22 protein-coding genes are annotated in these 26,888 nt (G+C 49.6%); 7 read left to right on the top strand and 15 right to left on the bottom strand.

Going from position 1 to position 26,888, the window contains the following annotated elements; all coding sequences use genetic code 11:
• Genes ACO0LH_RS00425 through ACO0LH_RS00410 form a run of 4 tightly spaced genes read left to right on the top strand, consistent with a single transcriptional unit; the run spans position 1 to position 5,594 of the window.
• Positions 1-3,201, top strand: a complete 3,201-nt coding sequence (locus ACO0LH_RS00425; protein WP_422939060.1) for an efflux RND transporter permease subunit — start codon at positions 1-3, stop codon at positions 3,199-3,201.
• Positions 3,202-3,242: 41 nt separating this feature from the next.
• Positions 3,243-3,893 carry a protein-L-isoaspartate O-methyltransferase family protein gene (locus tag ACO0LH_RS00420; RefSeq protein ID WP_422939059.1) on the top strand — a complete coding sequence of 217 codons (651 nt, stop codon included), beginning with the start codon at positions 3,243-3,245 and terminating at the stop codon, positions 3,891-3,893.
• A 27-nt stretch (positions 3,894-3,920) separates the two neighbouring features.
• Positions 3,921-4,244 (top strand): rhodanese-like domain-containing protein, encoded by a 324-nt coding sequence (locus tag ACO0LH_RS00415; protein WP_422939058.1) that lies wholly within the window; start codon positions 3,921-3,923, stop codon positions 4,242-4,244.
• 24 nt (positions 4,245-4,268) lie between these two features.
• Positions 4,269-5,594: a TolC family outer membrane protein gene (locus ACO0LH_RS00410; protein WP_422939057.1), complete on the top strand. Its 1,326-nt coding sequence runs from the start codon at positions 4,269-4,271 to the stop codon at positions 5,592-5,594.
• Positions 5,595-5,673: 79 nt separating this feature from the next.
• Here ACO0LH_RS00410 and ACO0LH_RS00405 read toward each other — a convergent pair whose 3' ends face one another.
• The 6 genes from ACO0LH_RS00405 to ACO0LH_RS00380 all read right to left on the bottom strand — a co-directional run bounded on the left by ACO0LH_RS00405 (position 5,674) and on the right by ACO0LH_RS00380 (position 9,891).
• The gene (locus ACO0LH_RS00405) at positions 5,674-6,543 is read right to left on the bottom strand and encodes a metal-dependent hydrolase (RefSeq protein ID WP_422939056.1); all 870 of its coding nucleotides are present in this window, start codon (positions 6,541-6,543) and stop codon (positions 5,674-5,676) included.
• An 88-nt stretch (positions 6,544-6,631) separates the two neighbouring features.
• Entirely contained in the window at positions 6,632-7,585 is a 954-nt protein-coding gene (locus ACO0LH_RS00400; protein WP_422939055.1) for a helix-turn-helix domain-containing protein, read from the bottom strand.
• A 27-nt stretch (positions 7,586-7,612) separates the two neighbouring features.
• Complete coding sequence (locus ACO0LH_RS00395; RefSeq protein ID WP_422939054.1) at positions 7,613-7,942, bottom strand: DHCW motif cupin fold protein; 330 nt, start codon at positions 7,940-7,942, stop codon at positions 7,613-7,615.
• A 123-nt stretch (positions 7,943-8,065) separates the two neighbouring features.
• Entirely contained in the window at positions 8,066-8,707 is a 642-nt protein-coding gene (locus tag ACO0LH_RS00390) for a Vat family streptogramin A O-acetyltransferase (RefSeq protein WP_422939053.1), read from the bottom strand.
• Between the two features lie 24 nt (positions 8,708-8,731).
• Positions 8,732-9,235: a RidA family protein gene (locus tag ACO0LH_RS00385; RefSeq protein WP_422939052.1), complete on the bottom strand. Its 504-nt coding sequence runs from the start codon at positions 9,233-9,235 to the stop codon at positions 8,732-8,734.
• A 38-nt stretch (positions 9,236-9,273) separates the two neighbouring features.
• Complete coding sequence (locus ACO0LH_RS00380) at positions 9,274-9,891, bottom strand: hypothetical protein (protein ID WP_422939051.1); 618 nt, start codon at positions 9,889-9,891, stop codon at positions 9,274-9,276.
• Positions 9,892-10,223: 332 nt separating this feature from the next.
• On the opposite strand from ACO0LH_RS00380, the gene ACO0LH_RS00375 reads away from it, so the two are divergent.
• Positions 10,224-11,960 (top strand): DUF4214 domain-containing protein, encoded by a 1,737-nt coding sequence (locus ACO0LH_RS00375; RefSeq protein WP_422939050.1) that lies wholly within the window; start codon positions 10,224-10,226, stop codon positions 11,958-11,960.
• A 3-nt stretch (positions 11,961-11,963) separates the two neighbouring features.
• Here the strand turns inward: ACO0LH_RS00375 and ACO0LH_RS00370 are convergent, their stop codons facing one another.
• The 7 genes from ACO0LH_RS00370 to ACO0LH_RS00340 form a co-directional block, all read right to left on the bottom strand.
• Entirely contained in the window at positions 11,964-12,995 is a 1,032-nt protein-coding gene (locus tag ACO0LH_RS00370; RefSeq protein ID WP_422939049.1) for a glycosyltransferase family 2 protein, read from the bottom strand.
• A gap of 8 nt (positions 12,996-13,003) precedes the next feature.
• On the bottom strand, positions 13,004-13,942 hold the full coding sequence (locus tag ACO0LH_RS00365) for an NAD-dependent epimerase/dehydratase family protein (protein WP_422939048.1): 939 nt from the start codon (positions 13,940-13,942) through the stop codon (positions 13,004-13,006).
• Positions 13,939-15,075, bottom strand: coding sequence for a glycosyltransferase family 4 protein (locus ACO0LH_RS00360; RefSeq protein WP_422939047.1), 1,137 nt, complete (start codon positions 15,073-15,075; stop codon positions 13,939-13,941). Before ACO0LH_RS00360 ends, ACO0LH_RS00365 begins: the two co-directional genes overlap by 4 nt.
• Positions 15,056-15,934, bottom strand: a complete 879-nt coding sequence (locus ACO0LH_RS00355) for a glycosyltransferase family 2 protein (protein WP_422939046.1) — start codon at positions 15,932-15,934, stop codon at positions 15,056-15,058. The genes ACO0LH_RS00360 and ACO0LH_RS00355 overlap by 20 nt, the downstream gene beginning before the upstream one ends.
• A gap of 19 nt (positions 15,935-15,953) precedes the next feature.
• A complete protein-coding gene (locus tag ACO0LH_RS00350; RefSeq protein ID WP_422939045.1) occupies positions 15,954-17,888 on the bottom strand; it encodes a tetratricopeptide repeat protein in 1,935 nt (644 codons plus the stop codon).
• Positions 17,889-18,511: 623 nt separating this feature from the next.
• Positions 18,512-20,899 (bottom strand): tetratricopeptide repeat protein, encoded by a 2,388-nt coding sequence (locus tag ACO0LH_RS00345; protein ID WP_422939044.1) that lies wholly within the window; start codon positions 20,897-20,899, stop codon positions 18,512-18,514.
• A 113-nt stretch (positions 20,900-21,012) separates the two neighbouring features.
• Positions 21,013-21,444, bottom strand: a complete 432-nt coding sequence (locus ACO0LH_RS00340) for a pilin (protein ID WP_422939043.1) — start codon at positions 21,442-21,444, stop codon at positions 21,013-21,015.
• Between the two features lie 341 nt (positions 21,445-21,785).
• Between ACO0LH_RS00340 and ACO0LH_RS00335 the strand changes: the two genes are divergently transcribed.
• On the top strand, positions 21,786-23,546 hold the full coding sequence (locus ACO0LH_RS00335; protein ID WP_422939042.1) for a Wzy polymerase domain-containing protein: 1,761 nt from the start codon (positions 21,786-21,788) through the stop codon (positions 23,544-23,546).
• Between the two features lie 32 nt (positions 23,547-23,578).
• Here ACO0LH_RS00335 and moaC read toward each other — a convergent pair whose 3' ends face one another.
• Positions 23,579-24,082 carry a cyclic pyranopterin monophosphate synthase MoaC gene (moaC, locus tag ACO0LH_RS00330; RefSeq protein ID WP_422939041.1) on the bottom strand — a complete coding sequence of 168 codons (504 nt, stop codon included), beginning with the start codon at positions 24,080-24,082 and terminating at the stop codon, positions 23,579-23,581.
• 59 nt (positions 24,083-24,141) lie between these two features.
• Between moaC and ACO0LH_RS00325 the strand changes: the two genes are divergently transcribed.
• Positions 24,142-25,728, top strand: a complete 1,587-nt coding sequence (locus ACO0LH_RS00325) for a M48 family metalloprotease (RefSeq protein ID WP_422939040.1) — start codon at positions 24,142-24,144, stop codon at positions 25,726-25,728.
• A 442-nt stretch (positions 25,729-26,170) separates the two neighbouring features.
• Here the strand turns inward: ACO0LH_RS00325 and ACO0LH_RS00320 are convergent, their stop codons facing one another.
• Positions 26,171-26,332, bottom strand: coding sequence for a hypothetical protein (locus ACO0LH_RS00320; protein ID WP_422939039.1), 162 nt, complete (start codon positions 26,330-26,332; stop codon positions 26,171-26,173).
• Between the last annotated feature and the right edge of the window lie 556 nt (positions 26,333-26,888).

Below are 26,888 nucleotides of genomic sequence, written 5' to 3'. Positions count from 1 at the left end.
ATGTGGTTCACACGTATCAGTATAGGCAATCCGGTGCTGGCAACCATGATGATGGTGGCCTTTGTGGTGCTGGGTCTGTTCTCTTATCAGCGGCTGCGGGTTGACCAGTTTCCTGACATTACTTTCCCGGTTGTGGTCATCCAGACCGATTACCCAGGGGCAGCACCGGAAACCATAGAATCCGACATCACCCGCAAGGTTGAAGAAACCGTCAACACCATCAATGGTATCAGCGCACTGACTTCCCGTTCATATGAGGGTACTTCTGTTGTCATCCTCGAATTTGACCTGACCATAGATCCGGCGCAGGCCGCGCAGGATGTGCGTGAAAAAGTGGCGCTCATCAAGGCCGGTTTTCGCAAGGAAGTCAAAGAGCCACGCGTGACCCGTTATGACCCTTCCGACAAACCGATTTTTTCTGTCTCGGTCACCAATGACGAAAAGGTCAAGAAGCGGGATTTCCGCGAACTGACGACGATAGGCGATCAGCTCGTCAAGAAACGCCTGGAAAACGTGCGCGGTGTCGGCTCGGTCACCCTGGTTGGTGGCGTCAAACGCGAAATCAAGATTTACCTGAAGCCGGGTGAAATGGAATCACTGGGTCTGGGTGTTGACCAGGTCATCAATGCCCTGCGCAATGAAAACCAGGAATTGCCTACCGGTGCGATACGTGCGCTGGACAATGAAAAAGTCGTGCAGATCCAGGGCCGCATCAAGAACCCGCAGGATTTCGCCCGCATCATCGTGGCGCGTCGCGGCGGCCAGCCCGTCCTGCTGTCGCAGGTGGCCACCGTCATCGACGGCCAGGAAGAGCAGGAAAGCCTGGCCCTGTATAACGGCCAGCGCACAGTGGCGCTGGATATCCTGAAAGCGCAGGGGCAGAACACCATCGAGGTGGCCGATGGCCTGAAAGACGCCCTGAAAGCGCTGGAGCCGCAATTGAAGGCGCAATACCCGGGTGTGAAAGTACAGGTCATCAAGGATGGCTCACGCCAGATACGTGTTGGTGTTGAAAACGTACGCCGCACGCTGATAGAAGGTGCGGCGCTGACAGTGTTGATTGTCTTCCTGTTTTTGAACTCCTGGCGTTCTACCGTCATCACCGGTCTGACCTTGCCGGTGGCCCTGATCGGTACTTTCCTGTTCATGGATATGTTTGGTTTTACCATCAACATGATCACCTTGATGGCCTTGTCCCTGTGCGTGGGTTTGCTGATCGATGATGCCATTGTCGTGCGTGAAAACATCGTCCGGCATGCGGGCATGAAGGTCAATGGCAAGTTCAAGGATCACCATACGGCGGCACTGGAAGGCACGGCAGAAATTGGCCTGGCCGTGCTGGCAACCACTTTCTCCATCGTTGCCGTATTCCTGCCGGTGGGTTTCATGGGCGGCATCATCGGCCGCTTCTTTCACCAGTTTGGTATTACGGTCACGGCTGCCGTATTGATTTCCATGTTCGTGTCGTTCACGCTGGACCCGATGCTGTCATCGATCTGGCCTGATCCTGACGTGCATGGTCACGGCACTGTCGATGCCAATGGCAAGCCCGTGCGCAAGGGCTGGTATGCGAACAGCATAGGCCGTGTGCTGGAACAGTTTGAACGTGGTGTGCAATGGTTTTCGCGCGGTTACCAGGTGATGTTGCGCTGGTCGCTCAAGCATCGCATCAAGACCTTGCTGATTGCTGCCCTGACTTTCTTTCTGGGGCTGGCAATACCTGGCACTGGCCTGATCGGTTCTGAATTCGTCCCGCAGGCAGATTATTCCGAAACCGGCGTCACGTTTTACACCCCAGTCGGTTCTTCACTGGAACTGACCGAGACCAAGGTGCATCAGGTCGAAGCCGTGATCAAGGAATTTCCTGAAGTGCTCGATACCTACAGCACGGTCAACACCGGTGCGGCGCAGGGCAAGAATTATGTGACCACTTTCGTACGCCTGGTGCCACGCAAGGACAGGGTCAGAACCACCGTGCAGATGTCAGTGCCCATGCGTGCCCGCCTGACGCAAATCGCTGGCATTACCGTCACGCATATCGGTGCGCTGGATGGCGTGGGTGGGGATAACAAGAACCTGCGCTTCAGCCTGCAAGGCAGCGACCTGACCGAGCTGGCGAAATTGTCTGAGCAGGTACAGGCCAGATTACGCAACATACCTGGCGTAGTCGATATTGATTCCAGCCTGAAGGCAGAAAAACCGACGATTTCAGTCCAGCCAAGGCGTGATATCGGTGCAGACCTCGGCGTTGGCGTGGCCCAGATTGGTGGCGCATTGCGCCCCTTGCTGGCAGGTGAGATTGCGACCACTTGGCGCGCGCCGGATGATGAAAATTATGATGTCACCGTGCGTCTGTCGCCGGCTGACAGGAATAATGCGGAAGACCTGTCGCGCCTGATGCTGACCAGCTCGCAGAACAATGCCGATGGTTCGCCGAAGATGGTACCCCTGCGCCAGGTGGCAGATATCAAGCCATCGACCGGTGCCAACCAGATCAACCGCCGCGACCTCAATCGTGAAGTGGAACTATCAGCCAACGTGGTAGGCCGTTCTGCCGGTGAAGCCAGTGCCGATGTCAAAAAAGTGCTGGAAGGCATGCAATGGCAGCCCGGTTACCGCTACAAGATGGGCGGTGCCAGCAAGAACATGGCTGAATCTTTTGGTTACGCCTTGTCAGCACTGGCGCTGGCAGTGATTTTCATCTACATGATACTGGCATCGCAATTCGCGAGCTTCCTGCAACCCATCGCCATCATGTCGGCTTTGCCCATGACTTTGATCGGGGTTTTCCTGGCTTTGATGTTTTTCCGCTCGACGCTGAATATGTTTTCCATCATTGGTTTCATCATGTTGATGGGTTTAGTGACAAAAAATGCTATCTTGCTGGTAGATTTTGCTAATCAGGCAAGAAAAGATGGCATGAACCGTATGGAAGCCCTGCTGGAAGCCGCCCATGTACGCCTGCGCCCCATCCTGATGACGACTCTGGCAATGGTGTTTGGCATGGTGCCACTGGCATTTGCCCTGACCGAAGGTTCCGAGCAGCGCGCACCGATGGGGCAGGCGGTTATCGGGGGGATTATCACTTCTTCTCTGCTGACCCTGGTCGTCGTGCCGGTGATTTATACCTATCTGGACGACTTGGGGCTATGGATTACGCAAAAATGGCGTGGTAATCGTCAAATTGAGCAAGTGCTTTGATAAAATGCCGTTTCCCTATTAATTTTGCAATCGAGTAAAAAATGAACACCGAAAAAAACCGTTTCAACATGATAGAACAACAAATCCGCACCTGGAATGTATTGGACCAGGACGTTCTGGACATGCTGATCGTGGTCAAACGCGAAGATTTTTTCCCCGCTGAACAAAAAAGCCTGGCGTTTTTTGATACCGAATTGCCTTTGCCTGATGGCAGCAAGGCCATGACGCCAAAGCTGGAAGCACGCATCCTGCAAGAACTGCATTTGAAAAAACCGGAAACCGTCTTGCTGGTCGGCGCAGGTACCGGCTATTTGGCCGCTTTGCTGGCCTACAAGGCACGTCATGTGACGGTGCTGGAATCCCTGACAGTTTTACGCGAACTGGCAGCGGGCAATCTCAGCAAGAATCATGTTAACAATGTCGATGTCGTGCTGGCTGATGCATTCTCGCCGAAACACACGGGTTCTTATGATGCCATCGTGATTGCTGGCGGCATTGAGCAAATACCTGAACATCTGCAAAAGCAGTTGAATGTTGGCGGTCGTCTGCTGGCTTTCGTAGGCCAGTTGCCGACGCTGACAGCACAATTGCTGACACGCACATCGGCCACAACAATCACTACGCATAATCTGTTTGAAACCGTGGTTGCACCGGCTGCCGGTGCTGTGTCTTTGTCGCATTTCAGTCTGTAAAAGTCAGACGCACGGGAAAGAGTAAGCATGCAAAATATTACTGCCACAGAATTGGCGCAATGGTTGAACGACAGCACAAGAAATCCACCGATTTTGCTGGATGTGCGGGAACCTTGGGAACACGAGACTTGTCATATCCCTGGTGTGCAACTGATGCCTATGCAAGCAGTGCCAGGCCGTTTTCAGGAACTGGAACCTGATGCAGTGATCGTCTGTATCTGCCATCACGGCGGACGCAGTATGCAGGTAGCAAATTTTTTAGAGCGTCAGGGTTTTACCCAGACGATTAATCTTACCGGTGGTGTACATGCATGGGCGCAGCAGGTTGACCCAGACATGCCTACCTATTAATTTACTTTTTTTTCGGAGCGTTTCATGCGTAATCCTATTCTTGCCACACTGCTTGCAAGTGCCTTCCTTTCAATGAATGCAAACGCCACAGATTTGCTACAAATTTATAAGGATGCTTTGGCCAATGATGCGCAGTATGCAAGTGCCCGTGCCACGCTGGTTGCCGCTCAGGAAAAACCCGTGCAGGGCCGCTCTGGCCTGTTGCCAGGTATCGCCCTGAAAGGCACGGACGGCAAGGCGCGCACAGAAGCCGAAAATGATATCGTCAGCGGTAGCCGTTCATTTACCGGCGTGACCAATACCTGGACGCTGGGCCTGTCTCAGCCATTGTTTAACTGGGGTAACTGGCAGGTGTATGAACAAGGCAAATTATCGCTGCTGATCAGCCAGGCACAGTTTGAACAGGCAAAACAGGATTTGATTACTCGTGTGGCACAGGCTTATTTTGACGTACTGGCAGCGCAAGATACACTGGAAACCCTGCGTGCGCAAAAAGACGCGATCTCTGAACAACTGGCTTCTGCCAAGCGTAATTTTGAAGTCGGCACCTCGACCATTACCGACACGCATGAAGCCCAGGCACGTTATGACCTCGTGACTGCGCAGGAATTTGCAGGGCAAAGTGATTTGCAGATCAAGCGCGCTGCCCTGCAACAGATTATCGCCAAGGAAGCCGGTGAACTGGCAACACTGAAAGCCGGTATCAAACTCAGTGAGCCGCAGCCTGCTGTGATTGACGCCTGGGTAGACTCTGCTGAAAAGCAAAATTTCGGCGTAGTTGCTTCACAGGTGGGCATAGAATTCGCCAAGCGTGAAATTGAGAGAAACCGTGCCGGCCATTATCCGACTGTCGATTTGCTTGCCAGTACTGGCCGCTCATCCAATGCCGGCGCCACCAACCCGAATCTGACCGGTGTCGCCAAGACGACGCAAATTGGTGTGCAGTGGAATATACCGATTTTCTCGGGCTTCCTGGTTGACAGCCGTGTAAGAGAAGCCATCGCGCTGGAAGACAAGGCACGCAGTGATTTTGACACCAACCGTCGCGCCGCGGCACAAGGTGCACGCCAGGCTTTTCTGGGTGTGACTTCAGGCCTGGCACAGGTCAAGGCTTATGAAGCAGCTGAAATCTCCAGCCAGTCTGCGCTCGATTCCAACAAGCTTGGTTATCAGGTTGGTGTACGTATCAATATCGACGTATTGAATGCGCAGCAGCAGTTGTACACGACACGTCAGACACTGGCCAAAGCCCGTTATGACACCATCATGAATGGCCTGCGCCTGAAGTCTGCTGCCGGTACGCTGAAAGAAGACGATCTGGCAGAAGTGAATGTGCTGTTACAGCATTGATGACTGAATCTGGCACCAAAGAAAAAGCTCGCGATATCAATCAGCGAGCTTTTTTTATGCTTGAACCCCGGGTCAACTCTTAACTACCAAGTTCAACCGATTTGCCAATTTCCCGGTAACTGTGTTTTTCGTCTTGCAGCCATTGTCTGGTCAGATCCAGGTTATCGTGTTGCCATGGTTGAAAACCGGGTTTGAAATAAGCCAGGTAATGCGGCAATGAAAACCATAACAGCCCACGGCGGCCAAAGTAAAACTTCAAGCCTTGCCACAGGGTTTTCAGCTTGAACAATTCTCCATCACGATACAGGCAATGCATGGTCTGTACCGTCGTATCAAGACTGAACAGCATCGTCACATACACCAGCCAGGCAACGCGGCGCCAGTAACCACCGCCTAGCGCCTGATAGACATCAAAGGCCACGGATTTGTGTTCGGTTTCTTCAATAGAATGCCAGGTCCATAGCTGTTTCATGGGTTCTGTCGCATCGTCTACCCATTTTGCTTCGCTGAGTACCCCGTCAGCAAAAATCGCGGTGAAATGTTCATACGCCATGGTAATGGCCAGATTATTTTTGACACCCAGCCCGGCGGCTGTGCGTATGCGCCAGGCGACAAAGGGTTCGATAAAATAACTTAAACCCTGGGCATTCAGCTGCTGGTTGTATTGCTCGTGGATATGGCGGTGTGAGGCTTCCTGGCCAATGAAACCTTTGACATCGGCTTTCAAGGCCTCGTCAGTCAGCAAGGGCAGGGCGGCACGTACGCTATCGATGAAGTATTGTTCACCCAAAGGGAAACTGAAAGACTGGGCATTGAATAACTGCGAACGAAATGCATCGTTGCCCAGCCAGTGACGTGGAAAGCCTTTTGAAAAATCAATGGTCAGATGCCTGACCTGCAAAGACCTCCCTGACTTGCCAGCAGTGTTTTTTTCTTCAGTCTTGTTCATCATTTTTCCCATGTTTAATCATGGAAATCAGTCTAAACAATATGCTTCATGCTTACTTGTACCAAACCGTCAAATTTGTACTGACCCGTCATTCAACTGATAAAAAGAGATGGTAAAAATCTTCGTTGGAGATACGATAGATCCAGTATGCCGGATCCTGGCTATTGATTTTTTGCCGTAACTGGGTGGGGGTGATACCGGCCAGTTCGGTATATTCCCTGTGCATATGCGCCTGGTCGTAATAGCCGCTGTCTTGTGCAACCTGGGTCAGGTCGCCCCAGGCGATATCCGGCTTGATCAGGTAGGGTAGTGATTGACCAAAACGCACTACGCGCCTGACATCACGCAATGTCACGCCAAAGGCATCACGTACGCGGCGTTCAAGTTGCCTTTGCCCTATGCCAAAATACTCGGACAGGTCGAGCAGGGGAAAAAAGATTTTTTTATGCGCCGCCAGGAAAGCCGCACCGATGCTGCTGCGTTGCCGGTGATCGAGTATATCAAGCAGAAAATTGTGGAACAGGCTGACAATGTGCTGAATGTCATCATTGTCATCGAGTGAGCGCAAGAATTTTTCCAGACAGGTCTTGTCGGCCACCTGATCCATCGTGATATAGCTTTCTACAATGTCGCTGACCGCCAGACCCGTGGCCTGGAACAGCATGCCAGGTCGCAGGCAGACCGAGATAGTCAGGGTATCTGCCGGATAACGTACCTGCATTGGCTGCATGGCGGGCCCGCGCAGAAAAAAACGCGGCGACTCCACGGCGTCTTGACCTGGATTGATGATGGTGCCGCCACCACGTATGAACAACATGATGGCCGGACACAGTGTGGCCGGTATCGATGCCTCGCAGTCATGCAGTTTCACCACCAGCGTATGCATGAGTAAATGTTTCAGTTTGGCATGCGCAGGGAAAATCTGGTGACTGACAGGACTGGCGTCAAGACAGGTAGTGGATTGAAGGTGGCTGGGCTGGTTCAAAACAGGCTGTATCCAGTAAGTGCGGTAAACATCGTGAACATCAATTTCTATACGCATTTTACAGGTTTTATGCTGACCCTGACCTCAATCGACAATAAACAATTTTGCGCCAATATTGGTTGATGAACGGTGTGCTTCTGCGCCATCGGCTACCTGGTAACTCATTCCTGCGCTCAGTAAAAATTCGCGGCCGTCATCAAGTTCTGTGCGCATTTCGCCATCGAGGCAAAACAGGATATGTCCTTTGCTGCACCAGTGATCGGCAAGGTAACCGGGGGTGTATTCCACCATGCGCACACGGATATCGCCGAACTGGCGGGTGCGCCAGTAAGCGTTGCCAGTGATGCCGGGATGAATGGTTTTTTCTATCTTGCTCCAGTCTGTGGTGCCAAAGGGAATCGCTGAAATTTTCATGTCTATGCTATCGTCATTGTTGTAAGTTAACGGAGTTACTTTAGAACAGGCAGCAAGACCTGATAAGTAACAATTGAGCGTTAAATTAACAACAGTCTGTCATCTTCACAAAAAACCAAACTGTCATGGAACCAGGGAGCAAGCCTGCAAGGCACCAATATCGCCAGCCATGATGACTGCCAGGTGGCGGCTGATTTTTTCTATTGGCCAGTCCCACCAGGCCAGGGTTTGCAAGGTTTCTATCACCTCAGCTTGAAACCGCTGACGCAAGGGTTTGGCCGGGTTGCCGCCGACGATGGTGTATGCAGGCACATCTGTCACCACAACAGAGCGCGAAGAGATGATGGCCCCATTGCCGATGTTGACGCCGGGCATGATCAGGGTGTCGTAACCTATCCAGACATCGTTGCCGATGATGGTATTGCCTTTATTGGGCAAGGTGTTTAAATCCAGTGGTGTTTTTTCCCAGCCATTGCCAAAGATCTGGAAGGGATAAGTCGAAATGCCTGCCATATTGTGGTTGGCGCCATTCATGATGAATTTGACGCCACGCGCCAGTGCGCAGAATTTCCCGATGATGAGTTTATCCCCGATGAACGGAAAATGGTAAAGCACATTGCGTTCGAAATTTTCAGAATCTTCGGGGTCGTCATAATAGGTGTAATCGCCAATGAGGATGTTGGGATTATTGACCGTGTTTTTGATAAAACAGACTTGCGGGAAACCCTGCATGGGGTGTTTGCTGGAAGGATCCGGGCCATTCATCGATTATCTCCTGATACGTTTTATTTATCGTGTACCACCAGAACAAGCACCTTCACGGGCGATGGCGATCATATCAATTTCCACACTGGCATTTTTTGGTAATTGGTAGACACCCACGGATGTCCTGGTGTGTACACCGGTTTCGCCAAACAGGCGATACAGGATGTCAGAGGCGGCATCGCCAACTTCGCTTTGCTGAGTGAAATCAGCCGCTGATTGCGTGAAAACAGTCATGCGCAATATGCCAGCCACCTTGTCGAGTGAGCCAAGGGAATTACGCAGTAAGACAAGGCAGCGCATGACACATATTTTTGCCGCCAGTTGCGCCTGTGCCAGACTGGTTTCGTCGCCGACCCTGCCACGCACCACAATGTCGCTACCGACACGTGGCACCTGACCGCTGATGTACACATATTCGGCATGACGTAATACGGACGTGTAGTTGCCGCCGATTTTAATTTCACCTTCGAAGCTGTAACCGAGCTCAGCTGCGATGGCATTGAATTGCTCGTCACGGGATAGGGGCATGTTGTAGGGTTCCTGGCTTTGCTCTGCTTGCACGGTATTTATGGTGTCAGTAACAGGCTGTCGATCAACTGGTGCAGGCCGGCTGTCATGGCTTTCACTGAGCCTTGCATATCCCATTCGTCATGATGAATGTCGACGAAATTCGAAACGGCACGCAATTCCAGGAAGGCCTGCTTTTCTTGCAGGCAGGTGTGGAAGAAGGCGGCACCTTCCATGTTTTCAAGATCGATTTGGCTGGTGTCAACAAATGCTGCCATGGCCGCATTGACCGACATGCCGCGCGCCAACGGAAAAAGCGGCTGGGCAGGCAGGTGAGGGCAAGCCAGGGTATGGCGGCGTTCAAATTCCATATCGATGGGCAAATGCGCAAGATGGACAAAACCTTTTGGCGTAAAGAAACCCAGATCGCCTTCGACCTCTGTACTGACCAGGCATACATCGCCTACCTTGAAGCCTGAATGTGCGTAGGCACCGGCTATGCCTGCCATGATCAGCAGATCAGGGCGCTGCTGGTAAATCAGCCGGGTGGTAGCATGGGCGGTGGCAGTCAGGCCCACGCCGGAAATGATGGTGCTGACATCATCGCGGCTAAACAAGCTGGCTTCGGTCTGGGTAGGGAAGAGGACGGTAATCTTCATTTCAGTATAGTGCGGCATGTAAATGACAGATTATCGCATTGAATTGTTGGCATCAGCCACGCCTTGCCATGTGGACATGATTGCCATGATGATCATCCATACATAGCTGACAAGCACGAATTACCGTGTTTTTCCTGCGCTGTTGTTTGAATCGGGCAGTCAATTTATCTCATATACTTGATAAATATGGGGTTTTTGCCGCCTGGCAAGTATATGCTGTACTGAAAATATCGCAAATGCTGCCGTTACTGTTCTATGTGTGCGTGAGTTCCTCAAGGTGTTGTTTTCGCTGGTGGCATTAATGTTATGTCGTTTTCTCATCCTTTGCTGTAAATCGTTCAGGTGCAATGATGGCCAAAACCAATAAAGAATTTGTCACAGGCTTGTTTCAGGTCTTGTGGGACCGGCAACCCGACCAGGCGACGGTAGATTTGTATGCTGCGCGCCTGGATTCTGGGCTGTTGACGCGCGCAGGCGTGGAATACAGCTTTCTGACCGCACCTGACTACAGCACGGTCGCCGAGCAAATTTCACGGCTCTATCTGGCAGCGTTCAACCGTATTCCTGACTATGACGGTTTTCTGTTCTGGATGGGCGTGCACAGAAACGGTGGTGCGACCAACCAGATCGCGCAGGTGTTTGCGCAGTCGCAGGAATTTGTCAGCAAATACGGTGCAGACCTGTCAAATGCGCAATTCCTTGACCTGATTTACCAGAACGTACTCGGGCGCAATGCCGATGCCGCTGGCCGAGATTATTGGGTGCAGCAGATGGAAGCGGGCATGCCGCGTGGTGAAATTCTGAACCAGTTTGCCCAATCACCCGAGTTTCAAAGCACTGCTGCAACCAAAGTCTATGCCAGCGTGGTCTACACCACCCTGATCGGCCGCATGCCAACAGCAGCCGAAGCGGCCATAGCGCCCAGCAATGTCGAACAACTGGTCCTGAAAGTGGCACAAGGCTCGGAAGTGGCACCGGTACTTGGCAGTATCACTTATTCAGCCACGGCCTTCAACGAAAAGCAATTAAACGACGGCGGTATCGTCAATACGATCACCCTGACCGTAACCGGCGATACCTTCAAGGGCAACGTAGGCGCGAGTCTGGGCAAGATTACCAACGTGCCGACCGGTTTGACCGCCAGCCTGACCAAGACTACGGATAATACGGCAACCCTGATGCTGACCGGTTTTGCCACTGCCAATGCCAGTATCAACAATGTCAGCAACCTCACTGTGACGCTGGACAATACCTCTTTCACTGGCGGCAAGGTCGTCAATATCATCAATGCGGTGAAGTCGGATCTGCAAATCAATTACATCGACATACCACTCAATGAAACCAATCATCTGCTCAGCGGCAAAGGCGCGCTGACGACCCCTCTGGTGGTTGATATGTCGATCGACAAGCTACTGCTGGACGGGAAAAATCTTGACCTGCTCAGCGGTAGCATTCAGCAGGTGAGCAATGTTGACCTGAGCAATATCGCGCCCGCGACCACGACAACAACAACAGGTAGTGGTAAAACCGTCGTGACCACCACTATCAGGGGGGATGACAGCAGTAATATTATTACTGGCTCAGCCTACCCGAACATAATTGAAGGCGGCAAGGGCAATGACACACTCAAGGGCGGCGCTGCCATTGATACCTTTGTTTTTGCCATTACACCGCAGGACAACGGCACTGATACCATCACCAACTTCGCCATAGGCAAGGGTGGGGATGTTTTGAATTTCTCCGCTTTCCTTAACAAGACCGGCACCACCAAGATTGCCGCAGTCAATGCCGCCGCCGTCGTGCCCAAGGCCTGGACCAATGGCGATGTGCTGACTGTGCAGGGCAATGCGCTGGACCCGACCAAGCTGGCAAGTCTGTTTGGTGCAGGCAAGGCGTTTACTGCACCGACTGTTGCCAGCAAGATGGTCTTGATTACGGCAGATATTATCGGTGACGCAAGTATCTGGTTTGTCATCAACCAGAATGATGTCGCCAATATCACGCCAGATGAAATTATCCTGGTGGGTACGCTGAAAAACATCAACAATCTCAGCCTGGTCGGTTTTGATGCGTCGAATTTCGGGTAGAGGCTATTTAACCTCCGGCAAGCCGTGCCTGAACAACATGCGCAATTTATAAGGCACGAAAGAAAATACGCCTAGATAGTCTGCCTGGCTGACACGACGTTTTTGCTGGATGCGGCTGCGCCATAGCGATAGCCGTTTCCTCTCCTGCCACTGCGATTTCAGGCAGCCCCAATAGATAGCGCTGAACAAGGCCCAGCGCCTTTTCAATAAAGCCAGTGCCAGGCCCTCGAGCAATAATAATGTCAGGTGCAGGGGGAGCAGGAAATAAATCCAAGGCGCCGGGCTGCTCATCACCATTACAAAAGTCTTGTTGCGCTCAGACGCCACGCGCCGTGTCAGCCGGGTGCTGAGCTTATTGTCCGTGACCTTGCCACCACCGAGACTTTGCCCTACCCAGTGGCGGAAGCCCGATGTCGCCAATGCCTGCACGGGGTAGCCATACAGCCGCGCCAGGCAGCACACATACATGTCTTCTGCCAATGACCCAAACCAGTCTGGGAAGCCGCCTATCTCATTCCACAGGCTGCGCGGCAACCACAGACAGGCACCGATAATCATGCCGACGTCCTGGCGCTGTACATCAAGATTGGGAACAGGATTTAAAAACAGATCGAAGCTGCTGCCTATGTCGATAAGCCTGCCACTGGCTGCGTCATATTGCGGCAGGCCAAGTATCGCGGCTTGTTTCAAGCTCTGCGCGTGACTGTAAAGCGTGGCGACAGCGTCATCAAACAGCTCTGCGTCATTGTTGAGCAAGAGTATGTATTCACCCGTGGCAACGTCGACCATGCGGTTGTTCGAGATGCAAAAACCGACATTGCCGGTGCTGGCGATCAGCCGTACATCGGGATATTTTTCGCGTATGTAATCGGCTGAACCATCAGTCGATGCATCGTCATGAATGATGATTTCTATGGCATCTGAAAAATCCTGCTGATACACCGACTTTAAACAGGCATCAATCAGCTTCATCCCATTGTAGTTGGCGATGCAGATGCTGCAGGCAGGACGGGTTTCTGTCTGCGCTTGATTCACGTCCTGTTTCATTGTGATGGCTGCCCTTGCAGGCTGCGCCAGGTCAGGTCTATGCCTTCACTAAGCGATATTCTTGGATTCCACGGTATGTGTTGTCTGAGCTTGTCGGTGTTCAGGACGATACGTGCCACATCAAGCTGGCGTGCTGGCAGGTAATTGACCTTGACGCTGGTAGCACAAACGGCTTCCATGGTACGGATGACGGTATTCAGGCTATGGCCTTCACCATACCCCAGGTTGAAGCTGCCGCTGACCTGATCGTGACTGATCAGCGCAATACAGGCGTCGACGAGGTCATCGATATATAAAAAGTCGCGGATGATTTCTCCATCACCCCAGATTTCCAGCGCGCTACCGCGCAACACATGCTCCAGCATGGTACGGATGATGCCAAAGCCAGGCCGGTAGGGCTGGCCGCTACCATACACATTGGACGGTCTCAATATGACGACCTGACTACCTGTCTGTATCTGGTAAGCATGCAGAAATGCTTCGATGGCGACTTTGCCTGCACCGTAATACGAGTGTGGCGCGAATGGGGTGTTTTCGGAAACAGGTGATATCTCAGGCGTGCCGTAGAAGGTACCGCCGGAAGAAAAGAAAATAAGCTGTTTTGGCCCGCAATCATTCAACAATTCAAGAAAACGAAGGGTTGGCAGTATATTTTGGCTGGCTTCGAGAGTCGGCTGTCTGGCGGAGACACCAGGCGTTGTGGTAGAGGCTGCATGGATGATGGTGGAACACTGTGTCAGCAGGCCGCGTACCAGCTCGGTATTATCCAGACTGCCACGGTTGACCGACAGCATGTCCTGGCTTTGCTGTTCGGCATGACGTGCGAGTATATGAATGGGGCGGCCATGCTGTGCATGTTCGCGGTACAGTTTTTGCGCCAGTGCGCCACCAAGAAAACCAGTACCGCCTATGATCAATATGCCGTCGTTTTTCATGATTTTCTCATCAAATCGCGATACGCTGTTTCATAGCGACTGGCACAGTCATCCCAGGTGCCGATTTCTGTCTTGATCCAGTCCTGGGCTGCCTTGCCCAGCGCAGTATTGTTTTCAGCCATATCCAGAAAGTCCAGTGCCTGTCTGAGCTTGTCGGGGCTATCGCAAATCCAGCCGGTTTGCTGGTCCCTGACCAGGCTTCTATGCCCGGGGATATCAGACACTATCACCGGCAAACCGGCTGCCATCGCTTCCAGCAAGACTTGTGGCCGGCCTTCATCATGCTGACTCAGGGTAAGCAGGCCGGCAGCCTGTGGAAACCATTCAGTCGACAAGGCAGTTGGATTGGTCGGCCCATGATAATGTATCCAGTCGGGCAGTGTTATCTGCTCCTGCATGGGACCAAACAAGTGCAGTTCACGGTGTTCATTCATCAAGCCCTGACACCAGTCCAGCAAGTGACCGAGTTTTTTTTGCGTGATGCGCGTGACGACGAGCCATTTTTTTGGGGCATTCGCTGGCACCCTTCTTTGCACCGTAAACCATTTTTTTTCTACACCGAAGGGGATGACCCTGATTTCGGCGAGATCACCAAAGGCTTGCTGTAATTTTGCCTGCATCCATTCTGCATTGGGCGCGATGATGCACGACCTTTGCCTTAACACGATACGCAACAGGGTTTGCATGCCGGGCAGACTTAGTAAGGCAAAATCGGTACCCAGCACAGTGACCAGGGCGGGCGTTTTGCTTCCCCACAGCGGCAGCGCATTTTGCAGCCAGTTAACATGCGCAACATCCAGCCTCACCTGCCTGCGGTAAGCTTGCCTCAGCATGCGCAGCAGGCTAAACACATGGAAAATACCACGCAGGCCCTTGCTGCGTACGATATGCGCGATACCGCCTCCGGCCAGCATGTCGTTAAGCTGGCGTGCATCCTCCGTGTCCAGGCAGGTGGCGACATTGGCAGGCACTTCCCCGGGCGGTGCCCAGAGGCTGAGCTTCAGGTTTGGTTTTTCTGACAGGGATTGCAGCATGTCGGCGATAAATCGCCCTTGCCAGTCTTGTGCGTTCTTTGGGTAAGAGGTGCTGACCAGCATGACATTGAGCGCATTATTATTTACCTGAAGGCTCATTATCACTATCCTTGTAGTGCAAGGCAGAGACTTGTTCCGACACGATGCCGATCAGGAAAGTCAGAATGGCCGAGATAAACATCAGCGCACTCATATTGGTGAAACGATGCGTAGTGAGATACGTATACAGATAGTAAGCCAGGCCTGTGGTGAAAAAGGACAGGCTGATAGGCAAGAACAGTTTTTGCGGTGAATACAAAGTGCCGATCTTGATAATGATCAGGATGAAGCGAAAACCGTCCTTGATCACGTGTACATGGCTTTTGCCTATGCGCTTTGGCGCTTCGATCGGTACATAGGCGATGGCATAGCCCGCCCTGAAAAAGCTCATCGTGATCGTAGTCGGATAAGAAAATGTATTTGGCAACAGATACAAAAACTTGCGAAACTTTTTGGCATTGACGGCACGGAAACCGGATGTAAGGTCATGGATTTTCTGCCCGACCATCCAGCTCGACAGGCGGTTATAAAAACCATTGGCAACCGCCCTGTGCGCACCTGCCTGTGAAGCGCGGTCACGTGCGCCAACGACCATGTCGTATTTTTCATCCAGCTTGGCCAGCAGACGGGGAATATCTTCAGGTTTGTGTTGGCCATCAGCGTCCATGAATAGCAATATTTCACCTTTCGCAGCCCTGGCACCCGTCTTGATGGCACCGCCGTTACCGATACTGTAGGGGTGGGAAATGACTTTGACACCACAGTTCTTGCATATTTCAACAGTGTTATCAGTCGAGCCATCATCTACTACAATGATCTCTGCTTCTGTACCTACAATTTCACGCAATTTTGGAAGCAGGCTTATCAATGAAGCAGACTCATTTTTTGACGGTATTATGACTGAAGTAGTGAAGGGCATGAGATCAATAGGGGATGAATTATTGTGGCGACATCAGCTTTTCAAGCTGATCCAGCTGTTCTGTATAACGTTTTAGTGTATCCAGTTCGCGTATTTTAAGAATCTGCATTTTCGCCTTATCAATTTGTTTGAAATTAATGAGCATGATGGCCAGATTCATTTGGGCATCTAAATCATTCTTGTTGTAGCTTACTGCTTCATTGGCGGCATTTAATGCGGCCACATCATCGTGTTTAGTCTGGTGCAAAAAATCTGCCCATGCGAACAATAGTTGCACTTTTCCTGGAATATTTGCCTTGCGGTCGCTGAGTGCCGCCAAGAAAATTTTTTCCATGTCAGTGTCGAGATCTTTGCATTTCTGCGAAACGTTGCACTTTGACAAGGCAACTATAGCATTGCTAGCATTGGCTGACAAAGGGTACTTTTTCAGCCTAGATTCGAGTGCCATTACCCATTCTTTTTCTATCGGGATATTTTTTGCCGAGTGCAGTCGAATAAGACCGATCAAGCCTATAGTTTCGGAGGGTGCCAGCGACGATGCTTTTACATAATATTTGTAGGCTGATGAGTAGAAATCTTCTGCATCGAAAGGGTTGGTCGCAGGGAGCGCTGCATAATATGCGGCAATATCCAGATTCGCTCTGATTGATTCAGGGTGGTGCTCAACTTCTTTTTGTTTCATTTCGACTGCGTCGCCCCATTGAGTAGCGCGCAACCAAGTCACCCCAGCCAACATGACGATAATCAAAACCGCAAGCTGACTGCGTATTTTTCCACTTTCATTCTGTTTGCCCGGGACGAAAAGGTAAAATATCAAAGCAAAAATAATACCGAAAATAGGTAAATAATTTCTGTGCTCATGAGCAAGTTCCAAAGGTATGAAGCTTGATTCCAGGCTGTGCCCAATCAAGAAGAACAAAACACCGAAACCGACAATTGGATAGCGTTTAACGCTAAGAAGTCCTATCAGGCTAAGAACGGCAATACCGATTGTTGCAGGTAATGTAGTGATTGGGTTCAGCATGCTTCTTGATATTGCTATGTCATCGTGAAACAGGCCTAGCACAGTATTATCAGGAACAAAAAGTAGACGCAGATACAGCCACACGACCCGCGCTTCGGTCATTAAGCGCTCTGATAAATTGAATTCACGAATTTTATAGGTGTTGCCTAGCCATTCTGGGTGCAAAGCCGTGTAAGTAGAAATCACAAAAATGGGGAGGGCTACAGTCAAAATGAAAACTGTTTTGAGCAAGGTAGTTGTGACAGGTGTTGCGCTGACGAAGCGCCAAAAAATACACTCTATCAATAATAAATACAGGGGTAGTAGAGCTCCATTTTCTTTGCTGAGCATCGCGAGTGGAGTAAAAATAACAAATGAAGCAATGACACCGATCCAGCCACGGCTCTGGTTTTTCTCTAAACTTAGCCGACCGCTGACATAGCTTATCATCCCCAGTATTGTGAACAGGGCGCAAATGCTATTCATTCTTTGTACTACGTACAGCACAGAAGAAATGTTCAAGGGATGCAGTAACCAGATAGCTGCGATGATGGCGCTGGCCCAATCAGCCTGAGTAGTAGCTAGCGAAACAGAATGCCGTTCACGATGCGCCCTGAAAAGCAGGCGAGAAAGCCCAAAAACACACAAACCATTTATTAAGTGAATTAAGACGTTACTGAGCTTGTACTGTCCCGGGCTATACTCGGCGGCTAGATAATCAATGCCAAAACTGAGCATGCTAATAGGTCGACCCAGCATGCCAGCGCTGCCAGAAAATGCAGCCATCTTGATCGATGCCCAACTGAGGTCGTTAATGCGTAAATTTTTATTGTCGATAATATTGACGTAATCATCAAAGAAAAAATAACCGCTCAAGCCAGGTTGATACACAAGAAATGTGATCAGTAAAAATATGAGTAGTGCGAAAAGTGGTAGGCGATTTTTGATCATTGCGCAAAGAAAATTAAGTTTTACTACTATCGCGGGTGCTCAAGGACTATGTTTGTAAATTCATCCTGGTGCGTGCTTCTAAGTCTGCTAGTACTGTGAGATTGATTTACCAATTTCATATTGGAAATGCAGACTCAATTACTTATTTCTGAACCTCATTAATTCTTATGTTCAAATAATAGTTTCGATACTCTTGAACAATTTTCATTTAAGAAATTCAATTTTTTTCAACGATGGAAAGAAGCGCTGTAGTCAATTACCGTAGTTTAATTGATCTTGGGAAATACTCCCAATCATTGTTAAGGCTTCGAGACACCGATCCCATCGGAGGTTGTAAAAATAATACTTATCTAAAGTGCTAGCTATATTGATTCAAGAGAGGCACGTGATCAAGTTCTATTAAGTCATTGTGAACGCGTTTGAATTAAGGGAAGCAGATAGACAAAATTCACTGGAATGTCGCAGCAAAGACCTTCTATCAACCTGGGCACTAGAATTTCGTGTTGCGTAAGACTCATCGGTTAGGACATTATCGAGCCTTGGCTAACATTCTAGCTGCGGAAGAAATCTCCGCCGACTCTGTACTGCAATATAACAACGATAGCAAAATTCGTCACTTTTGCTCAGACGGCTTCGGCCACAGTCTTCAATTCAGCCACAATTTGTTGTATGGGAGTATCCCAGTCACCGACTTCTATTTGCCGAAATAACCGCACGCTATTTGGATACCAAGGTGAATCTGATCTGTCGCGCATCCAGCGCCAATCTACACCAATTTTCGGAAGCATTATCCAGCAGGCTTTGCCAAGCGCACCTGCCACGTGCGCGACAGCAGTGTCCACGCAAATGACCAGATCCAGTTGTGCAACAATAGCCGCAGTATCGGCAAAATCTTCTATATTTGAGCCTAATGCAAGAATAGGCTGATTGATTGGTGTTTGCAATGCCTCAACTTCCCCTTGGCCTTTCTGCAAACTGACAAAACTCACATCGCATACCTCCCAAAGTGGAGCAAGCGAACTCAAACCGGATAAAGAGCGATTCTTGTCATTTGTATTTGCCTCACTACCTTTCCAGACTAATCCAACTTTCAAGCCTGTTGCTGGAATAAATGGTTTCCACTGCTTAAGCTTTTCTGCGGATGCATGCAGATAGGGGAAGCGGGCCGGGATATTTTCTGTCGTCGTTTTTAGATGAAATGGAAGGCTTAATACTAGAACCCAGAAGTCATGTTTAGATACCAATAATGGATCTGTTACTACGACATCAACACCACTAGCTGTTGCTAGTAACGCTTGCAGTGGGGCTGGGCAGAACACTGTCAATTTAATAGCGCCTCTCTCTTTAAGCAATGCAGCGTAGCGAATAAACTGTATGTAATCACCAAAACCTTGTTCAGTCCAAATGACTAAGGACTTACCCACCAAAGATTCTCCTTGCCATTGTGGAAATGATAATTTTGGGAGTTTACTGCTGTTTAAACCAGTACGAGGATCGTAACGGCTTTCATAGTAAGGCCAGGCTTCTGTATAGTTTCCTTGGGTAAGTAATAACAGGCCTTTATTAAATAAATAATTCGCTGAATATGAATTTAATTTAATTGCTTCGTTTTGCCAGACTAACGCTTCATCTAAATACCCTTCATCTTTTAGCGCTAATGCCAAGTTATTATGTACTTGTACAAAATCTGGTTTGATTTCCAATGCTCTGCGGCAGCTTGAAATAGACTGTTTTAAGTTGCCTTGAATAAGCATGATGCTGCCTAAAGTATAGTGAGCTTCTGCTAGCAGAGGGTTTATGTCCAAGGCCCGTCTGGCGTGAATCATGGCTTCATCAAATCGTCCTATTTCATTAAGTACTATCGCTAAATTATTATGCGCATCTGCTGAAAAAAGATCAATTTCTAGTGCTCTTTTGTAGCTATTTATAGCCCCTTCAAATTGCTTCAGTTTGTGAAAAGCAAGCCCGAGGTTGTAATGTGCTTCAGCAAAAGTTGGGTTGATATTGATTGCGCTCTGACAATTTTCAATTGCAGTATTAAGGTCTCCTTTTTCTATAAAGGCGACACCCAAGTTGTTATGTATTTCTGCTAATTGCGGATTGATCTCAAGGATTGTCTGCCAGATTGTGATGGCGTTATCAAGCTTTCCCTGAGCTATCGCAATATTGGCCAAGTTTTTGTGCGCTTCAATATTTTGGATATCGATTTCTATGGCACGACGAAGGCTGTTTATTGCATCCGGCATTTGGTTTTTATGCTGAAAGGCAATTCCCATGTATAGGAAAGCTTCTGTCAAATTCGGGTTAATCTCTAAGGCTTTCTTCATGAAAGCAACCACATTATCAAATTCATTTAGTCTTAAATGAATTTCCCCAAGTCGGTGTAGCGCACCAAGGTGTTGAACATCAAGCATCAACACTTTCTGAAATATTTGACTCGCCAGGTTTAATTCATTTTCCTGTAACAACAGATCGCCGTAGAAAAAATGTAAATTAACAGATGATGGGTTGGCATTGATGCCTGACATAATCACTTGCTTGGCTGCTACGATACCTTCGATTTGAATTAATAGCAGAGCCAGGTCACGGTAAGCAAACTCTAGATCTGGTGCTAACAGTATCGCTTTTTTAAGGGACGCCTTAGCTAAGGGAGCTTTTCCTTGAAGCAAATATATTGTACCTAATAGATAATGAGCATCCGCGTTGGACTGATCAATTGCCAGCGCTGAATTTAAGAATGAAATCGCCTCATCATTACGCCCTTGCTCTTTAAGCGCAAATCCAAGATTGCAATGTGCTTTTGCGTGCATGTTATTGATTGCAAGCGCAGACCGATAGCATTGTTCTGCGGCTAAAAAATCACCTTCTCCAAGATATTGATCACCTTTGTTTTTGTGTGTCATCACTTCATTAACTTGTTCCGGTGACAAAATGTCAGACTCAACTTTCGTGATTTCTATCGCTATTTCAGGCTTAGTGCCGATTAAGAACTGCTTAAGTTTATTCAACATTCCAAATATCCGTATAAAACCCCAGCCTTGCGCTCAATAATGAAAAGAGCCGTTCAGTTAAAACTGAACGGCTCTATTTTAGATCGAAGATCTAATGATGCTACATAATATAGTTATGCTTTAGGCAGGTATTTTGGTGGTACTGTGCCGCCAACTGTCCAACTCAAGGAACCTACACCACAGCTACCAGTATAGATTACTGTCTGACCGGAAGCAGTTCCAAGGTCAGTCGATGCTTTCAATGTGGCTGTAACAAGTGGAGTTGTGCCGCCAGTAACACTAACGGTAGCAACATATTTACCAGTAATTGAGGTAGCAAGTGGCATATCTGCACTGGCGTTACTTGTCGCTGAGGCCAAATTGCCACCGCTGCACATTACACCAATCTTTTGCAGAGCTGGTCCTACCAGGCTACCAACTTCAGATACTTTGGCTTTAACTGTGTAATCTTGATAAGCAGGGATTGCAACAGCAGCCAAAATACCGATAATCGCGACAACGATCATCAATTCGATAAGGGTAAAGCCCTTTTGCATAGTTTTCATGATAAATCCTTAAAATTGAAATAGAGAAGGCTAGTCAAATGTAGCACTTACTTCTAAGCATGATGCGTGCCAGCTTTTGAAAATTAAAACCACTGGTCGAATTTGAATAAGCTTAGAAGCTAACTGTAGGGTAGCAAGTTGCTTGCCAGCTATATTTTTTTGGATTTGCCTTGTTTTTTTCGTCCAATTTTTGTTTTCGTTCACAAAATTTGTCAAAATTTGTCATGGATAGCGATTTTACTGACAAAATTTGTCGCTTTTGCCGAAAAGCTAAAATGCCGCAATGCAACAGTGCGCATGCGATAATTTGTCTTTCATTGATATGAGAAAGCTACCCATTCATGTTTTCACGCGTATTTCCAGTTAGTGCGACAGCCTGGGCTGTGCTGGTTTTTGCCATTTTCATGTGTTGTGCTTACCTGCATCCTTTTCATATTCATCCTTACCGCACCTATTACCACGACCTGCTTTGCGTTCTGGGGCTGAGCTTTGCCATTATTGTTTTTGTCGGTGGTAAGACCGTGCGTCTGCGTTTGCCGGCAATCAGCTATCTTTTTCTGGCTTTGCTGACATGCATATTCACGCAATTTCTTTTCGACCGCATCGACAGCCCCAGTGATCTGCTTATGTCTATACTATATATAGTTGTGCTGATTGCAGCGATCATCTTGGGGGCGAGTTGGGGTCAGCAAACGGGTGGGGCGGCGTTGCTATGCTATGGCCTGGCTGTTGCTCATCTGATCGCCGGCCTGCTGTCAGTGATTTTTCAGTGTATACAATTGTCGGGCATGAATGCCTGGCCACTGGTGATGTACATCGCCAAAGATGCCCAGCCTTTCATGCGCCCATATGCCAATGTGGCGCAACCTAATCAACTGGCATTGCTGCTGTGCCTGGCGCTGGCTGCTATCATCTATCTATATAAGAGCAACAAGATCGACAAAGTGTCAGGCATGGTCGCTACCGTCATACTGTTGTTTGGGCTAACGCTGACACATTCACGCATAGGCTGGGTAATTATTCCGGCGTTTGCCTTGCTGGGCGGCCAAAAATTCGACGCTGACAGCTTGATGGCAAAGCGCATCAGTCCGCTATTGAGCTGGGGCGCTTGCCTGCTCTATGCACTGATGGTGCTGGCATTGCCCTATCTTGGCGATATGATGGGCTTTGCTGGCGGCTCTGTGGTTGAACATATCAGTGGTCGTTCTGAACGCATGTCTTTATGGACCCAGGCCTGGCATATGGCAGCCACCCACCCGTGGTTTGGGGTGGGCTGGTTTGGTTTTGGTGCGGAACAAGTCCATATTGCTGCCGATTTTGCCTCCGGTACGTATTCCGAGCATGCACATAACCTGATCCTGAATTTTGCTGCTGAACTGGGCTGGCCATTCAGCATCCTGTTTTTTGGCGTGCTGGCCTGGTGGTTTTATCAAACCTGCATCAAACCACAAAAAACCTTGCCGCGACAATTTGCCAGTTTGTGCTTTATCGCCGTGCTGGTACACAGCATGGTTGAATTCCCACTGTGGTATGCCTATGTTCTCGTGCCAACCGGCGTGTTGATGGGCATGGTGCATCAACTGCGCTGGCCTGGGGCGGATACCCACTCCGCTATCAAAGGCAGTTCCAGGTTTTTATTGGGCACGGCAACGACAGTCATTGTCGCTGCCATTGCTTTCATGGCCGTGTTGACGCTGGATTACCAACGCGTGGTTGCCGGTTTCCAGGCCCTGCGCACCGAGCAGGCTGGTTATGCCGCACCGCAAGCCCCGATGCAAAAACCAGCGCTGACTTTCTATCCGCAATTTTTTGAGTATTTCAAACTGACGCGGGCCACGCCGCGCGAAGGTATGTCAGCAGAAGAAATCGCCTACCTGGAAAAGTGGGGGGCACGTTTCGGTTTCGTCCATGTCATCAACAAGCTGGCAGAAGTCTATGTCTTGAACGGTCAGCCCAAAAAAGCCAGCCGTGCCATGCTGACGCTGCAACGCCTGCATCCGATTTCCTATCCTGAATATTATGATTACTGGAAGGTCAAGGCCGGGCTGGATGAACGCTATCGCACGGTATTTGCAGGCATGCCGCCAAGGGATGCGCCCTGATACAGGTGATTTCTGGAGTATGGTTTTGATGTTTAGCCATCAATCAGGCTGACCCAGTCGCCTGATTTGCCTCCGTGTTTTTCCAGCACGCGTATGTCAGACATCACCATACCCCGGTCGGCAGCTTTGCACATATCGTAAATGGTCAGCAAGCCAACCTGTACTGCGGTCAGTGCTTCCATTTCGACACCGGTTTTACCAACTGTTTCCACCTGGGCCTGGCAGTTAATCGTGGCATTCTCAGCATCAATGCTAAAATCAATCGCAACCCGGGTCAAGGCCAATGGGTGACATAGCGGGATGAGATCACTGGTGCGTTTGGCCGCCATGATGGCAGCGATACGGGCAATACCCAGCACATCCCCCTTTTTTGCGTTGCCTTGCTGGATAATGTCCAGGGTTTCTGCCTTCATGCGTATTTTGCCGGCAGCAATGGCAATGCGGTGACTGTCGTCCTTGCCGGCAACGTCAACCATGTGAGCCTGGCCACTGCTGTCAAAATGGCTGAGTGCTGGCTTGCTTGAATTTGTGCTCATTGTTGTGTAAAAAGTCAGTTGGTAAGAGAAGACAAAATCTGAAAAAAGGAAGCTATTCAGTGTCCAAGTATCATAGCATTGTGAACCCGACTTTTAATTCTGTAGTGAATTTTCTGCGTCTGCCTTTTCGTCGTACTTCGCTCAGTGTGGCGGCTTTGTTGCTGGCTGGGCTGGGTAGCGTCAGCACCGCCCCGGACACGGCCTTTGCACAAAACCTGCCCACTCTTGGCGATACCTCGAGAGAAGACCTGTCCCCGTTGGCTGAACGCAAACTGGGCGAGCAAATCATGAACGTGGTCAGACGTGACCCCGATTACATGGACGATGCACCAGTGTCTGAGTACCTGAACCGCCTGGGCAACAAGATGCTGGAAACCCGTCCTGATGCGCGTGGTGAAACGTCCTTTAACTTCGAGTTCTTTGCTGTCCGCGATCCGATACTGAATGCCTTTGCTTTTCCCGGAGGTTTCATCGGTTTTCATTCTGGCCTGATTTTGGCAGCGCAATCCGAATCTGAACTGGCATCTGTCATGGGTCATGAAATTGGCCATGTGGCGCAGCGCCACATCGCCCGCATGCTCAGCAGTCAGAGAAATGATGCACTGATCCCTTTGGCTGCGCTGGCACTGGCAGTGCTGGCCGCACGCGCCAGCCCCGATGCCGCAATGGCCGTGATGACAGGGGGGCAGGGTCTGGCCATACAAAGGCAATTGAATTTTGGTCGTGATGCCGAACGTGAAGCTGACCGCGTAGGTTTCCAGATCTTGCGTGATTCCGGTTTTGATCCGTCTGGCATGGTCAGTTTTTTTGGTCGCCTGCAAAGCTCAACCCGTAACTACAGCGATAATATTCCGCCGTATTTGCGCAGCCATCCACTGACCAGTGAGCGCATCGCCGACATCCAGGCGCGCATGCTGGATGAGCGTTACCGTCAGCATGCAGACAGCCTGGAATTTTTACTGACTAAGGCCAGGGTAAGGGTATTGCAGGACAGTAGCCCACAAGGTTTGATGGATGCAACTGTTTTTTTTGATGCACTGGCAAAAACCGGTAAGGCCGATGACCTGATTACCGCAAAATATGGCAATGCCTTTATCGCCTATAAAAAGCTTGATTTCGTCAAAGCCAGAACCTTGCTTGACCAGGCACACAAACTGGTGGAGCAATCTGCCACCTACCGTGAAATACTCACACAAAGCAGCATGTTTGCTGATCTGTCTATCGATATTCTGATGGCTAGCAAACAGAATGATGCGGCTATCGCAGAAGCAGAAAAAGCCATGCGTGACCTGCCACTATCACGTGGAGTCGCCTTCCAGTATGCCGAAGCGCTGCTGGCAGCAAAAAAAGAAGAACAGGCAGCCGTGTTTTTACGTGATCAGATCGTTTTGTACAGGCAAGAAGCCAATCTGCATAATCTGCTTGCCAAGGTGTATGAATTGCAGGGCAAGCAGGCCGCCCAGCATCTGGCGCTGGCTGAAGCCTATGGCATACAGGGCAATCTGGCAGCCGCCCTGCAACAACTGGATATAGCCCGCCGTGAAAAAGACGCGCAGTATTTTGAATTATCCGTCATCGATGCGCGTGAACGCGAATGGAAAGAAAAACACAAAGAGCAGTTGGCGGATGAGAAAAAGCGGCGTTGATTTTTAAAATAACGCTCTAATCGCCATACGTTTTGAATAGATTGAGTGGATACATAAATTCTTCAAAGTGATGACTTTGAAAGTCTGTATGAAAGCCATAGCGACTCGTTATGGCAGAATACTTTTAAGAGAGCTGGGCTTGACGATGCCATATGTACCCGTATCGCTGAACGCTTGAATGCCGCTATAATAAGCGACGAACAATTAGAGCAAAAGATTTATCGCATGTGATACGCAGATGAAAATGCGAGCCTGGTCATTTAAAACAGACTCAGCCTCAGTGAAGACCGTGTTTAACCAATATAAGCTTGGCAATGCTTTGTTGGTGCTACACGATATTTGTTCACTTCTGATTTTCATCTCTGATTTTCATTTTATTCACATGCAAGAATCCCACTCTGTCACCAAGGCAGCAGGCCAGCCTGCTGCCGTCAAATCGATTTTAATCAGCCTGTTGCGCCAGCCTGGGCAAATTATTGCCCTGCTCAGCGACGAGATTGATGGCGTCTTGCAAAACGGGTTTCGTGAGGTCAGTCTGGATACCCTGGACACAGGCTTGTTTCCCGAGGCAAGAAGCTTGAAGGCTGACTGGGATAGTCTGCAAGGTGCCCGTGAACTTTCCTGCGTCTGGCCAGCATTCTGGCGGGTGTTCTGGATGACCGTACGGGACACTGCAAATACGCTGACATGCGCAGTGCCCCAGCTCACAATGATAAAACCTCCTGTTGCAACTGCTGCTAACCCTCGTGCTTTTCGTGGCACCAGGTACCAACCCCCAAAGCAGGCAAAACCTGAACTGGATTTATGTAGCTTGCTGGCTGACCAGCGTTTGCTGGATGCTTTTTTTGCTCGGCATGATTTTACCAATTTGCCTGTGCTGGGTGCGGATGGAAAAGCCATATCTTTACCCGTGACAGCAAAGCCAAGCTGCACTAGTCTGTTTTTCAGTTCATGGCAAACACCCCTGCAAGTCTTGCCAGCTTTTCCGGATGCATTTCGACGCAATTTCTTGTGGCGATTGCGTGGTTGTAGTGCTGTTCTGCAATTGGCCTGGTTGCAGTTTTGGCGGCAGGTCAACAGCATGCATATAGGAGAGGAGTTACGGTCAGAAAACCTGCAACTGCTGGCACGCCTGTGCGCGCTCGATGCCACACATATAC

It is taken from the genome of Undibacterium sp. TJN19, assembly GCF_049339485.1.
Classification (GTDB): domain Bacteria; phylum Pseudomonadota; class Gammaproteobacteria; order Burkholderiales; family Burkholderiaceae_D; genus Undibacterium.
Note: the sequence above shows the minus strand (reverse complement) of the source record. Positions and strands in the feature narration are given on the sequence as shown.